Origin of the sequence: Candidatus Pelagibacter sp. HIMB1715 (assembly GCF_052047595.1) — a bacterium.
In the GTDB taxonomy this organism is placed as follows: domain Bacteria; phylum Pseudomonadota; class Alphaproteobacteria; order Pelagibacterales; family Pelagibacteraceae; genus Pelagibacter.
In genome coordinates this window covers 1-12,090 of sequence record NZ_JBNAJY010000010.1, presented here as the reverse complement: position 1 = coordinate 12,090, position 12,090 = coordinate 1, and the positions used below count along the sequence as shown (strand labels likewise).

The following is a 12,090-nucleotide window of genomic DNA, read 5'->3' as shown; positions in this document are numbered from 1 at the left end:
AAAAAATTCTAAATAAACCTAAAGAAAAAAGTTTTCTTTTAAATATAATTAATTTTCAAAATTCACTAAAACCTGAATTTAAATTCAGAATAAATTTCAATATAGAAAAGTATATTCAGGCATTTTTTGATAAAATATCTGAAACAATCAGCAATTATAAAACTCTTAAAAAAGATGAGCAGAGAAGAATAAAACTTGAAAAACAAGAGCAAGAAAGACAGGAAAAACTAGCCTTACAGCAAGAGAAGCAGAAGGAACAAGAATTAAAATTAAAGCTTAATGAACAAGTATTAAAGGAAGAGATTAGATTAGAAAAACAAAGAACAAAAGAAATTAAATTATTCCTACGAAAAGAACAGGCTTTATTAAGAATTGAACAAGCTGAAAAGCAAAAGAAATTTTTACAACAATTAAAATTAGAGAAGCAGATTGAAAAATTTAGAGTAAGAGAAGTTAAAGAATTAGAAAAACTAGAAAAAATATCATTAAAAGAAAAGAGAGAAGATTACGCAGGACTTCAACAGAGAATTGAGAAATTAAAAGAAAAATATCGAATAATAAGAGATCAAAAAATTAGAGAGAGAGTAGAGGCATTAGGTGTTAAAATTCAAGGTAACGAGGATAGAGAAACATTATTAAGGAAAGAAAAAGAATACACATTAGCAAGACAAAAAATTGAATTTGCTCTTGAAAGCTTTTATAGGAGTGCCAGTAGTTTAGTTTTCCAATTAAATAAAAGACACGTCACAAGACACATGTCTATTTTTCGATGTATCGATAGAAGATTTGAAACAGGTGAGATATTTGTTAAGTGGGATGAAGCTCCAGACGAAGAATGGTTATTATTAATTTATATTAAAAATAATTCTCCTGATGAAGGTATAGTTATTGAAGACAAAACTAATCCTGAGAAAAACATCTCTCATGAATTTAAAAATAATGAAATATTTAAAGCTTCAGACACGATGGTGGATTCTTTAACTCAATTAATTGCAAGAAAAAGAGCCAAAAATAACAATTAATTATTACGTTTAATTTAAGTATTATTAGTTATGTTTTATGGAATAATTGCGATGGCAATTTTATATGCCCTGTTAAGTTATATTCTTGCTTGGATCAGATATTTTAATAGTCAAGACGAAAGGTTAGGACAATCAACTTGGAGATGGAGTTATGATTATGAAGTTGACGGAGAAAGAGATATATCAGATTTGGATGACAAAAATTTTGTAAGATTAAGAAGAAAAAGAAATAAAATTATTACTCTTATGTATTCAGTAGTTTTAATTATGTTTATCCTCTCAATGTCTTTATTGAGTCAAATTTTGATATTTTTTCTTAATTAATTTTTTAATTGTTTTTTATTTTTCAAATACAAAAAATACGCAACTATTTCATATCCATATTTAAAAATTGTAAAGATGATAGGAAGTTTGAAAAAACTATATAAAAATTTATATTTTGGTATTCTCTTCCAAACATAAAGGAAAGCTTCTGCACCTTCAATTACTTGATCGTTTTCTTTAATGTGCAATCTTCTTAAAAGTTCTTTGTCATTTTTGGAAGTTTCTTTTTCTGCTTCTTTGTTATTCGTAATATCTATCCAATCAATATCTTCAATATTTTCTTTTTTATACATATTGATTTCTGATCTGCAAATTTTGCAAGAGTTATTAAAATAAACTTTCATAGAAAATTATATTAACTTTAAAATTAAGCATGTAAATGCGCCAAATGATTAGTTGAAAATTAATAATAAAGCACTATCTAAACCGAGTGAGTAATTTTTTTGAAAAATCTGATTTAACAAGAAAAGATGCTGATTCAATAGTATCTGATACATTACAAAATTGTGATGATGGTGAGCTATATTTGGAGGACACTAAATCCGAATCTATTTTATTAGATGATAATAAAATTAAAAGCTCAAGCTATAGTTCAGATTTAGGTTTTGGATTTAGGGCAATTACGGGAGAGGTTGTTGCATATTCTCACTCTAACGAAATATCAAAAGATTCATTAAAAAAATCTTCTGAAAATTTAAAATCTACACTGAAGTCTATGAAAGGTACTTATAATCAAGATATTTCAAGATCTAATAAAAAATTTTATCAGGATATTAATCCCATAGAGCAAAAAACATTAAATTCGAAATTAGAAGTATTAAATAAAGTAAATGAGTATCTAAGAAAAAAAGATCAATCTGTAAAACAAGTTACTACGAGTTTTGCAGGTGAACAAAAATCTATTGAGATTATAAGATCAGGTGGCGAGGTATTAACTGATGTCCGACCACTAATTAGATTTAATGTATCTGTGATGTTAGAAAAAAATGGAAGAAAAGAAACTGGCGTTTATGGAATAGGTGGAAGACAATCTTATGATGAATATCTAAAAAATGACAATTGGAAAACTGTATGTGAGGAAGCTTTTAGAATTGCATCAGTAAATTTAGAAAGTAAGCCTGCTCCGGCAGGAGAAATGAAAGTTGTTTTAGGGCCAGGATGGCCAGCGATTTTAATACATGAAGCTATTGGCCATGGTTTAGAAGGAGACTTTAATAGAAAAAAAACTTCTGCATTTCATAATCTTATGGGCCAAAAGGTTGCCAGTGAGGGAGTTACGATTGTTGATGATGGAACAATTGATAATAGAAGAGGTAGCTTAACAATTGATGACGAAGGTACACCAACAGAAAAAACAGTATTGATTGAAAATGGGATATTAAAGAATTTTATGCAAGATAGATTAAATGCTAGATTGATGAATACCAAATCGACTGGCTCAGGAAGAAGAGAAAATTATAGACATGTTGTTTTGCCAAGAATGAGAAATACAATGATGTTGAGTGGAAATCAAACTCAAGAAGAAATGATCAAATCAGTAGACAAAGGAATTTTTGCAGTAAGTTTTGGAGGAGGACAAGTTGACATTACATCTGGAAAATTTGTATTTAATTGCACTGAGGCATATGAAATTAATAACGGAAAGATTGGTTCACCGATAAAGGGAGCAACATTAATAGGAGATGGTCCTTCAATTTTAAAAGAAGTTTCTATGGTTGGAAACGATATGATGTTAGATCCTGGTATAGGAACTTGTGGTAAAGCTGGACAAGGTGTTCCAGTTGGAGTTGCCCAACCTTCAATCTTAATCGATAAAATGACAGTTGGTGGAACAAAACTTTAAATTATGGTTAAGGATCAAGAATATTTAAGATCAAAAGCATCATATTGCTTAGATTTAGCTAAAAAATTAGGTGCAACTGGATCAAGTGTAACAGTAGGTCATTCAATTTCTGAAACTGTAAATTTTAGAAATAATACTTTAGACGAGTCTAATAGATCAGATGGATTAGCAATAAGTATAGAGACTTATTTGGGAAAAAAAAGATCTTCAATTTCTTCATCAAACTTATTAGACGACAACATTAAAACATTAATAGAAAAATGTTTTGAAACAACTAAAAATACCCCTGAAGATGAATTTAATTCTTTACCAGATAAAGATCTTTTAGCTAAAGAAATTAAAAATTTAAATTTATATGATGAAACACACTTTGATAATGAAAAAAAAATTGAATATTTGAAAGAGCTTGAGAGTGTTGCATCTTCAGAAGAAAAAATCATAAATACAGAATCTAGTTTTACTGAAAATAAATCTAACTTTATTTTAGCAAATAGTGATGGATTTTGTGATGGATACAAATCATCTTCATTCAGTGCATCTTGTGTTACTGTTGCTAAAGATGAAAATAGCATGGAAAGAGACTATGAATTCACAAGCAAACGCCATCTATCAGACATTAAGGGTGCAAAAGAACTTGGTCAAAAAGCGTCTGAACAAACTATAAGAAAATTAAGCCCAAATAAAATTGGAAGTGAAAAAATAAGCATTATATTTGACAAAAGAATAGCAAAAGGAATGTTAGGAGCTTTTGCCGGAGCCATATCGTCATCTGCGATTTCTAGAGGAACATCTTTTCTTAAGGATAAAATCAATGAACAAATATTTACAGAAACAATAAATGTTATTGATAAACCCGATATAAACAAAGGTGTTGGATCTCAAATTTTTGATTCAGAAGGAGTAAAATCAGACACTTTAAATCTTGTACAAAATGGTATTTTAAAAAATTATTTAGTAGATACTTACAACGGAAAAAAACTTAACTTAAAATCGAATGGAAGATCTGGTGGTACAACAAATTTATATTTCGATAATGGAAATATTAGTTTCGAAGATTTATTAAAAAGTAATTCAAAACACATTTATGTTACTGAAACAATAGGCCATGGAAGTAATTTGGTTACGGGAGATTATTCAGTAGGTGCAACAGGTTTCCTAATTGAAAATGGCGAATTTAAATTTCCAGTAAATGAAATAACAATTGCGGGAAATTTCAAAGATATGTTTAAAAATATAACTTTAGCTAGTGATTTAGATTTTGAATATTCCATTAACTCACCAACTATGATGATAGAAGGAATGACAGTTGCAGGTAAATGAGCACTTACTGTGTAATTGGATCTGGAATATCTGGTGCTACAATTTCAAATCTATTAAATAAAAAACACTCTGTAGATGTTTATGACAAGGCAAGAGGTCCTGGTGGGAGATCATCATTTAAAAGGTTAGATAAAAAAATAGGCTTTGATCATGGTGTTCAATATATTTCCCCTAAGACTAGTGAGTTTAAAAAATTTACAACAAAACTAATAGCAAAAAAAATATTAAAAAATTGGAAGGGCCAGCATATTTTTCAAAATAAAAAGATAAAAGAAAATAAAAACCATCAAAAAATAATTGGCAGACAAGGTAATAACGATATTAGCAAGTATTTATTAAAAAAAATTAATTGTAATTTTCAAAAAGAATTAAAAAAAATTGATTACAATAAAGACAAATGGAAACTTACCTTTTCTGATGGTGATAATAAATTTTATGATAATCTAATTTTAACTTGCCCACATCCTCAATTACTTAAATTGGCAAAAAAATTTATTAATCATTCATTTATTAAAAAAAAATTAAAAATGGATGCAAATATTACTGTTATGATAAAAATGAAAAAAACAAAAAAAAATATAAGTAGTTTTTTGTTTGATGATCAAATTTTAGGTTGGGCTGCTAGAGAAAATAGTAAGTTAAGATTTAAAAGTATTTATGAATTTTGGACACTTCAAAGTACGTCGATGTGGGCAAATAAAAAAATTTTGAAAAATAAAGAAAATAAAGATTTGAATTCAAAAATATTAATTAATAAATTTTTTAATCTTACTGGTATTAAAAAAAGCAACATCCTTTTTTCTTTAAATCATGGATGGATGTATTCATCAAATTCAAAACCTTTAAAAATTAAAAGTTATTGGAATTCAAAAATTAATTTAGGAGTTTGTGCTGATTGGTTTGTTGGACCCAGATTAGAAGCAGGGTGGATAAGTGCCAATGATCTTTTCAAAAAAATAAGCAGATAAAATTATTCAATATTTTTAATCCTATATTCCCAACTTCCCATTCTTTCATAGGTAACTTTAACTATCACTGAAGTTTTTTTATCAAGCCATATATCAAAATTTAATCTTTTATCTTCTGGAAGTGTCGTATCTTTAGAAGTGAGTTTAAAATGATCAGTATCAAATTCCTTCCCATTGATCGTGATTTTTTCTTTACCGATAAATGTAACCAGTTGTTCTTTTATACTTCCAGAAATAGGGCTAATTTGGCTCTCTGCCTGTAACAATTTATGACTCCACCAATTTCCAATTGTATTTTTCAAAGAAGCTTCACCAGAAAAAGAAGATCCTTGAATATCAAATTTATTAGTTTGATTATTTAATATTAAATTTACAAATTTTTCTTTTTTATTCTGACGTGTTTTAGATTTAAAGGAAATTAAATTATCTCCTAAATATTTTTCTTCTCCAAAACCTTCTACTTCAAAAATAGTTGCTCCAAGTAGTTTTACTGTAAATTTATATTTATTATTTACAGTTGTTTCATTGTCTTTCCTAGAAAAAGAATAATTATTATATCCTATAACTTCATTATTTCTTAAGATTTCAAGTTCAATTTTTTTGAAGTTATTATAATGACCAACATGTGCGTTTGAGTTAAAAGCAAATAAAAAAAATATAATAATAGTGTAAAATTTTTTCATGATAATAATATAAATTAAAATTAATCTAAAAGTATCAATATTTAATGTTCCTATCTATAAAAAATATTCCAAAAGTAAACTGGAGCTCAAAAGAAAGTTTGAACTTCAAGCCAAAATTTTCAACGTCATTTTTTTTAATTTTTGGTTTAACAATTTTTGGTTTGGGAGAAGGTTTGTTAATTTTATCAACAACTGGAAACTCACCCTGGTCAGTATTAGCTGAAGGAATTTCACTCAACTCTAATTTATCCATTGGCGCAGCAACATTTTTAGTAAGTGTAGGAGTACTTTTTTTATGGATTTTTTTAAAACAAAAACCAGGTCTTGGAACAATATTTAATATAATTGTGATTGCTGCTATGATTGATTTTACTCTAAATTATTTCCAACCACCTTCATCTCTTTTCATAAAGTACTTGTTAGCAGTTCTTTCAGTAATTTTAGTAGGTCTTGGTAGTGGTATTTATTTAGTTGCCAATCTTGGGCCAGGTCCAAGAGACGGTTTAATGACAGGATTAACAAAAACAACAAATTTACCTATAGCATTGGTAAGAGCTTTTTTGGAAATTACAGTTGTAATTGTTGGTTGGTATTTAGGTGGGACCGTTGGAATAGGCACACTTATATTTGCTTTTGGAATTGGACCTTGTGTAGCTTTAGGATTATTTTTAGTTGGAAAAATATTTAACTAAGCTGCTGCGCTAGTTTTCTCACTTTTTTTTCTTTCATGAGGATCAAGAATTGCTTTTCTCAATCTACAAGACTCAGGTGTAATCTCTAATGCTTCATCACTGTTGAGCATACTTAGTTGTTCAGCTATTGACATTTTTCTAACAGGAGTAAGAACGACGTTTTCGTCTGTTCCTTGTGTTCTCATATTTGTTAATTTTTTTCCTTTCATGACATTTATAATCATGTCACCTGGTTTTGGTGACAATCCAACAATCATACCTGGATAAACAGGATCATTATGCGTAACAAACATTTCTCCTCTTGCTTGAAGGTTAAAGATTGCAAATGCTACTGCTTTTCCTTGTTCCATAGCAATCAATGCACCATTTCTTCTGCCTTCCATTTCACCTTCGAAAGGTCCGTAGTCGTGGAATATTCTATTAATTACACCTTCCCCCTTAGTAAGAGTTAGAAATCTACTTGTATATCCCATCAAGCCTCTCGTAGGTGCGTGAAATATCAATCGTTTCTTATTAGTGCCTGTATCTTTTAATTCAATTAATTTACCTTTTCTTCTATTCATCGAGTCGATTACTTTTGAAGAGTGTTCTTCATCTAAATCCATAGTAATTTCTTCAATTGGTTCAAGTTTGTTTCCTTGATCATCAGTCTTATACAAAACTTTTGGTGGACTCACTGTCATTTCAAAACCTTCTCTTCTCATTTGAGTAAGAAGTATTTCCAACATTAATTCACCTCGTCCACTTACAACGAATGAATCTTTTCCATCATTTTCTGAAAAAGTAATTCCTACATTGTTTTGTGCTTCTTGAACTAATCTTTCTCTAATTTGAGTACTTGTAAGTTTTTTACCTTCTGTACCTGCTAATGGAGAAGTATTAACAGTTATTGTAATCGACATTGTTGGAGGATCAATCGGAGTCGCTGGTATAGGGTCATTAACTTCCAAATTACAAATTGTATCAGCAACATTTGCTTTTTCTAATCCTGCTATAACGACGATATCTCCTGCTTCTCCAACATCAATAGGAACTTTTTTAGTTCCTTCATATCTAAAAATCTTTGTTAATTTTCCTTCATCAACTTTTTCACCATTTAAATTAATAGCTTTGATTGGTTGGTTTGCTTTTGCTGTCCCTTGTGTAATTCTACCTACCAGACTTCTACCTAAAAAACTGTCTGAATAAAGCAATGTTGATAACATTGCAAAAGGTTTAGTCTTATCTAATTCAGCTGGTTTAACGTGGTCCACTATTAAGTCTAATAAAGGATTTAAATTTTTTCTTGGACCATCTACCTCATGATCTGCCCATCCAGATCTTCCACTCGCATATAAAACAGGAAAATCTAATTGTTCTTCATTAGCATCTAAACTTACAAATAAATCAAAAGTTTCATCTAAGACTTCATTAGCTCTTTGATCTGCTTTATCTAATTTATTAATAACTACAATTGGTTTTAAACCTTGTTTTAATGCTTTCGATAAAACAAATTTTGTTTGAGGCATAACTCCTTCTGCAGAGTCAATTAATAAAAGAGCTCCATCAGCCATGCTTAAAACTCTTTCAACTTCTGCTGCAAAATCTCTGTGGCCAGGTGTATCAATGATATTTATTCTTGAATCATTCCAGTTAATAGATGCAGGTTTTGCAAGAATTGTAATTCCTCTTTCTTTTTCAAGTTCCCCAGAGTCCATTAATCTTTCATCAACAACTTCATTTTCTCTAAATGATCCACTTTGTTTCATTAAATTATCAATCAAAGTAGTTTTGCCATGGTCAACATGGGCTATGATTGTGATGTTTCTTATATTGTTGCTCATAAATTGTGGCTCTTATACATATTTAATTTGATATTAAAACTTAAAAAAACTCATGACTGGCTTGATTAATTTAAATAACTTGTGATTAATTAGGCTTTTTTTGTTTATCTTTTTTAAGTTTCCTTTTTTCTTTAAAACTTAATTTGGGTTTCTTTTTTACACTCGAATCCTTAAATGACTTTCCACTGTATCTTTTAGACATAATTTAAATTTGCATAAAAAAAAGGCCATCATGTGATGGCCTTTTAAATTTTAGTTTTAGAGTAGTGGGATTACATTCCCATTCCACCCATTCCACCCATGCCTCCCATACCACCAGGCATACCACCAGGCATTCCACCACCAGCAGCATCTTTTTCCTCAGGTTTGTCAGCAATCATCGCTTCTGTAGTTACTAATAATCCAGATATTGAAGCAGCATCTTGTAGAGCAGTTCTTACAACTTTAACAGGATCTATAATTCCTTTAGCGAACATATCGCAATATTCTTCGCTTTGTGCATCATACCCATGTGTTTTTTTATTTTGCTCTAACAATTTACCAACAACTACTGAACCATCTACACCAGCATTTTTAGTAATTTGTCTGATTGGAGCTTCAAGTGCTTTTCTAACAAGCTCTACTCCAGCTTTTTGATCATCACCTTTTGCTTTAACCTTATTAAGGTCTTGAGCAGCGTAAAGTAATGCACAACCACCGCCAGTTACAATACCTTCTTCAACTGCGGCTCTTGTTGCGTTCAAAGCATCTTCAACTCTATCTTTTCTTTCTTTAACTTCAACTTCAGTTGCACCACCAACTTTGATTACTGCAACACCACCTGCTAATTTAGCAAGTCTTTCTTGAAGTTTCTCTTTATCATAATCAGAAGTCGTTTCATCAATTTGTTGTTTAATTGAAGCACATCTTCCTTCGATATCAGATTTTTTACCACTTCCATTAACAATGGTGCTATTATCTTTATCTACTTTAACTTTCTTACATGAGCCTAGGTCATCAAGCTTAACATTCTCAAGCTTAATTCCTAAATCTTCAGAAATAACCTGACCTCCAGTTAAGATAGCAATATCTTCAAGCATTGCTTTTCTTCTATCACCAAAACCAGGTGCTTTTACTGCAACTACTTTTAGACCACCTCTTAATTTGTTTACAACTAAAGTTGCTAAAGCTTCTCCTTCAACATCTTCAGAAATAATCATTAATGGTCTACCTGCTTGAACAACAGCTTCTAATAGAGGAACCATTGGTTGTAGGTTTGTTAATTTTTTTTCATGTAAAAGAATGAAAGGATTATCTAACTCAGTAGTCATTTTATCACTATTAGTAATAAAGTATGGTGATAAATAACCTCTGTCGAATTGCATACCTTCAACAACGTCTAGTTCAGTTTCAATTCCTTTATTTTCTTCAACTGTGATAACACCTTCGTTTCCAACTTTTTGCATTGCTTTTGCAATCATAGTTCCAATTTCTTTATCACCATTTGCAGAAATAGTTCCAACTTGTGCAATTTCATCACTGTCTTTTACTTTTTTAGCTGATGCTACTAAGTTTTCTTTTACAACTTCAACCGCTGCATCAATTCCTCTCTTAACATCCATAGGATTCATGCCAGCAGTTACGTATTTTACACCTTCTCTAACAATTGCTTGTGCGAGAATAGTTGCAGTTGTTGTACCATCACCAGCTTCATCATTTGTTTTGCTAGCAACTTCTTTAACCATCTGCGCGCCCATGTTTTCAAACTTATCTTCAAGATCAATTTCTTTAGCAACAGAAACACCATCTTTAGTAATTCTAGGTGCACCATAAGATTTATCCATTACTACGTTTCTTCCTTTAGGACCCAAAGTTACTTTAACAGTATCAGCTAAGATATTTACTCCTCTAATCATAGCTGCTCTTGCTTCAGCATCAAATTTAACAACTTTTGCCATTTTGTTTTCTCCTTTAAATTAAATTACTTACTTGAAATACCCATAATGTCAGACTCTTTCATTATGCTATATTCTTTGCCATCTATTTTGACTTCAGTTCCTGACCATTTGCCAAATAAAACTTTATCTCCAACTTTAACATCCATTGCAATTGTTTTTCCATCTTCAGTTTTAGCTCCACCACCAACAGCAACAACTTTTCCTTCTTGAGGTTTTTCTTGTGCTGTATCAGGTATAATTATTCCACCAGCAGTTTTTTCGCTACTGTCTAATACTTCGATTAAAACTCTGTCATGTAACGGTTTAAATTTCATAAATCTCCTTAAAATTTTTGTATAAATATGACCTTCATATAGATATTTCGGACACTATTTCAAGATAGGAGAATTTATTAATGCTAATTAAGCTAGGAAAATCTAAATATTATGGTTTATAGGTAAAACAATGACTAAAAATTTAGACTTAGAGGGCCTAAGATCTATTGTAGATAATTATGAGCTTTTTTATATAGATTTGTGGGGCGTCATTCACAATGGAATTTCATTACATAAAGAGGCGATTGAAGCTTTATACGAATTAAAGAAAAAGAGTAAAGATTTTGTACTTTTAACTAATGCTCCTAGACCCAATGATACAGTAAATAAATTCTTGGAAAAAATGGGAATGAAGGAAGATTTGACAGAACATGTTTTTACTTCAGGAGAGGCTGCACTAAACTTTTTAAAGAAATCATTTAAGTCAAAAAATTTTTATCACATAGGACCACCTCGAGATTTTGATTTATTTAATGAGTTTAAAAAGAACAAATCCACTGAACTGAAAGAAAGTGAATATTTACTCTGTACAGGACTATTTGAAGAAAATGAAAATGATTTAAATTATTATAAAAACTTATTTGAAAATCATACTGATAAAAAAATGATCTGTACCAATCCTGATTTAATTGTTGATCGTGGAAATGTTAGAGAATTGTGCGCTGGGTCAGTTGCTATGGTTTTTGAAAAAATGGGAGGAGAGGTAATTTATTTTGGAAAGCCTCACCCTGAAGTATACAATCAATCTATTAATAATGTCGGTAAGAAAGTTTTGGCAATTGGTGATAATTTAAATACTGACATTAGAGGTGCCAACTTATTAAATTACGATTCCTTGTTAATCTGTAATGGAATACACAGAGAAGAAATAAGAAATAGTGGAATAGCAGAAGTTTCAAAAGAATATGAGAGTATTGTGAACTTTATTCAATCTGAATTGAAATGGTAAAAATTTATAAAAATTTTAATATAAAAAATCTACATAAAAAATCTATTATTTTAATTGGTAACTTTGATGGTGTTCATTTAGGACATCAGAAATTATTTAAATTGGCACAGTCATATAAAAAAAAATATAAATTAAAAATTGGTGTAATTAATTTTAATCCGATGCCCAAGATGTATTTCAATAAATCTCTTAAAAATTTTAAAATAACTTCTGTG

The 12,090-nt window shown here is 29.9% G+C and carries 12 protein-coding genes and 1 pseudogene; 8 read left to right on the top strand and 5 right to left on the bottom strand.

Going from position 1 to position 12,090, the window contains the following annotated elements:
- Together ACTTAY_RS03410 and ACTTAY_RS03405 are read left to right on the top strand one after the other, a co-directional pair.
- A partial coding sequence (locus ACTTAY_RS03410; protein ID WP_440672372.1) for a hypothetical protein occupies positions 1-1,022 on the top strand: 1,022 nt, incomplete at its 5' end.
- Between the two features lie 30 nt (positions 1,023-1,052).
- Positions 1,053-1,346 (top strand): hypothetical protein, encoded by a 294-nt coding sequence (locus ACTTAY_RS03405; RefSeq protein WP_440672371.1) that lies wholly within the window; start codon positions 1,053-1,055, stop codon positions 1,344-1,346.
- Here the strand turns inward: ACTTAY_RS03405 and ACTTAY_RS03400 are convergent.
- Positions 1,343-1,690 carry a DCC1-like thiol-disulfide oxidoreductase family protein gene (locus ACTTAY_RS03400; RefSeq protein ID WP_075506451.1) on the bottom strand — a complete coding sequence of 116 codons (348 nt, stop codon included), beginning with the start codon at positions 1,688-1,690 and terminating at the stop codon, positions 1,343-1,345. The genes ACTTAY_RS03405 and ACTTAY_RS03400 overlap by 4 nt on opposite strands.
- An 86-nt stretch (positions 1,691-1,776) precedes the next feature.
- Here ACTTAY_RS03400 and tldD point away from each other — a divergent pair, with 86 nt between their 5' ends.
- The 3 genes from tldD to ACTTAY_RS03385 are packed head-to-tail and all read left to right on the top strand — an operon-like array spanning position 1,777 to position 5,477.
- Complete coding sequence (gene tldD, locus ACTTAY_RS03395; RefSeq protein ID WP_440672370.1) at positions 1,777-3,189, top strand: metalloprotease TldD; 1,413 nt, start codon at positions 1,777-1,779, stop codon at positions 3,187-3,189.
- Positions 3,190-3,192: 3 nt separating this feature from the next.
- The gene (locus tag ACTTAY_RS03390; protein WP_440672369.1) at positions 3,193-4,509 is read left to right on the top strand and encodes a TldD/PmbA family protein; all 1,317 of its coding nucleotides are present in this window, start codon (positions 3,193-3,195) and stop codon (positions 4,507-4,509) included.
- Positions 4,506-5,477 (top strand): NAD(P)-binding protein, encoded by a 972-nt coding sequence (locus ACTTAY_RS03385; protein WP_440672368.1) that lies wholly within the window; start codon positions 4,506-4,508, stop codon positions 5,475-5,477. Before ACTTAY_RS03390 ends, ACTTAY_RS03385 begins: the two co-directional genes overlap by 4 nt.
- 2 nt (positions 5,478-5,479) lie before the next feature.
- Here the strand turns inward: ACTTAY_RS03385 and ACTTAY_RS03380 are convergent, their stop codons facing one another.
- A complete protein-coding gene (locus ACTTAY_RS03380) occupies positions 5,480-6,160 on the bottom strand; it encodes a DUF6134 family protein (protein ID WP_440672367.1) in 681 nt (226 codons plus the stop codon).
- A gap of 44 nt (positions 6,161-6,204) precedes the next feature.
- Between ACTTAY_RS03380 and yczE the strand changes: the two genes are divergently transcribed.
- On the top strand, positions 6,205-6,852 hold the full coding sequence (gene yczE, locus ACTTAY_RS03375; protein ID WP_440672366.1) for a membrane protein YczE: 648 nt from the start codon (positions 6,205-6,207) through the stop codon (positions 6,850-6,852).
- Here the strand turns inward: yczE and typA are convergent.
- From typA to groES, 3 genes are all read right to left on the bottom strand, one after another.
- Positions 6,849-8,675, bottom strand: coding sequence for a translational GTPase TypA (gene typA, locus ACTTAY_RS03370; RefSeq protein ID WP_440672365.1), 1,827 nt, complete (start codon positions 8,673-8,675; stop codon positions 6,849-6,851). The genes yczE and typA overlap by 4 nt on opposite strands.
- A gap of 272 nt (positions 8,676-8,947) precedes the next feature.
- The gene (groL, locus tag ACTTAY_RS03365; protein WP_262589822.1) at positions 8,948-10,612 is read right to left on the bottom strand and encodes a chaperonin GroEL; all 1,665 of its coding nucleotides are present in this window, start codon (positions 10,610-10,612) and stop codon (positions 8,948-8,950) included.
- Between the two features lie 23 nt (positions 10,613-10,635).
- On the bottom strand, positions 10,636-10,926 hold the full coding sequence (gene groES / locus ACTTAY_RS03360) for a co-chaperone GroES (RefSeq protein ID WP_440672364.1): 291 nt from the start codon (positions 10,924-10,926) through the stop codon (positions 10,636-10,638).
- Positions 10,927-11,056: 130 nt separating this feature from the next.
- Here groES and ACTTAY_RS03355 point away from each other — a divergent pair, with 130 nt between their 5' ends.
- Both ACTTAY_RS03355 and ACTTAY_RS03350 read left to right on the top strand, forming a co-directional pair.
- Positions 11,057-11,875 carry a TIGR01459 family HAD-type hydrolase gene (locus ACTTAY_RS03355; RefSeq protein ID WP_440672363.1) on the top strand — a complete coding sequence of 273 codons (819 nt, stop codon included), beginning with the start codon at positions 11,057-11,059 and terminating at the stop codon, positions 11,873-11,875.
- Positions 11,869-12,090, top strand: a pseudogene (locus ACTTAY_RS03350) (riboflavin biosynthesis protein RibF); the annotation flags it as partial. The gene ACTTAY_RS03355 and the pseudogene ACTTAY_RS03350, both read left to right, overlap by 7 nt.

Bases quoted from the DNA above. Each gene is read 5' to 3' on its own strand.
- ACTTAY_RS03405 (WP_440672371.1), top strand. From the start codon at position 1,053: ATGTTTTATGGAATAATTGCGATGGCAATTTTATATGCCCTGTTAAGT.
- ACTTAY_RS03400 (WP_075506451.1), bottom strand. From the start codon at position 1,690: ATGAAAGTTTATTTTAATAACTCTTGCAAAATTTGCAGATCAGAAATC.
- ACTTAY_RS03390 (WP_440672369.1), top strand. From the start codon at position 3,193: ATGGTTAAGGATCAAGAATATTTAAGATCAAAAGCATCATATTGCTTA.
- ACTTAY_RS03385 (WP_440672368.1), top strand. From the start codon at position 4,506: ATGAGCACTTACTGTGTAATTGGATCTGGAATATCTGGTGCTACAATT.
- ACTTAY_RS03380 (WP_440672367.1), bottom strand. From the start codon at position 6,160: ATGAAAAAATTTTACACTATTATTATATTTTTTTTATTTGCTTTTAAC.
- yczE (WP_440672366.1), top strand. From the start codon at position 6,205: ATGTTCCTATCTATAAAAAATATTCCAAAAGTAAACTGGAGCTCAAAA.
- typA (WP_440672365.1), bottom strand. From the start codon at position 8,675: ATGAGCAACAATATAAGAAACATCACAATCATAGCCCATGTTGACCAT.
- groL (WP_262589822.1), bottom strand. From the start codon at position 10,612: ATGGCAAAAGTTGTTAAATTTGATGCTGAAGCAAGAGCAGCTATGATT.
- groES (WP_440672364.1), bottom strand. From the start codon at position 10,926: ATGAAATTTAAACCGTTACATGACAGAGTTTTAATCGAAGTATTAGAC.
- ACTTAY_RS03355 (WP_440672363.1), top strand. From the start codon at position 11,057: ATGACTAAAAATTTAGACTTAGAGGGCCTAAGATCTATTGTAGATAAT.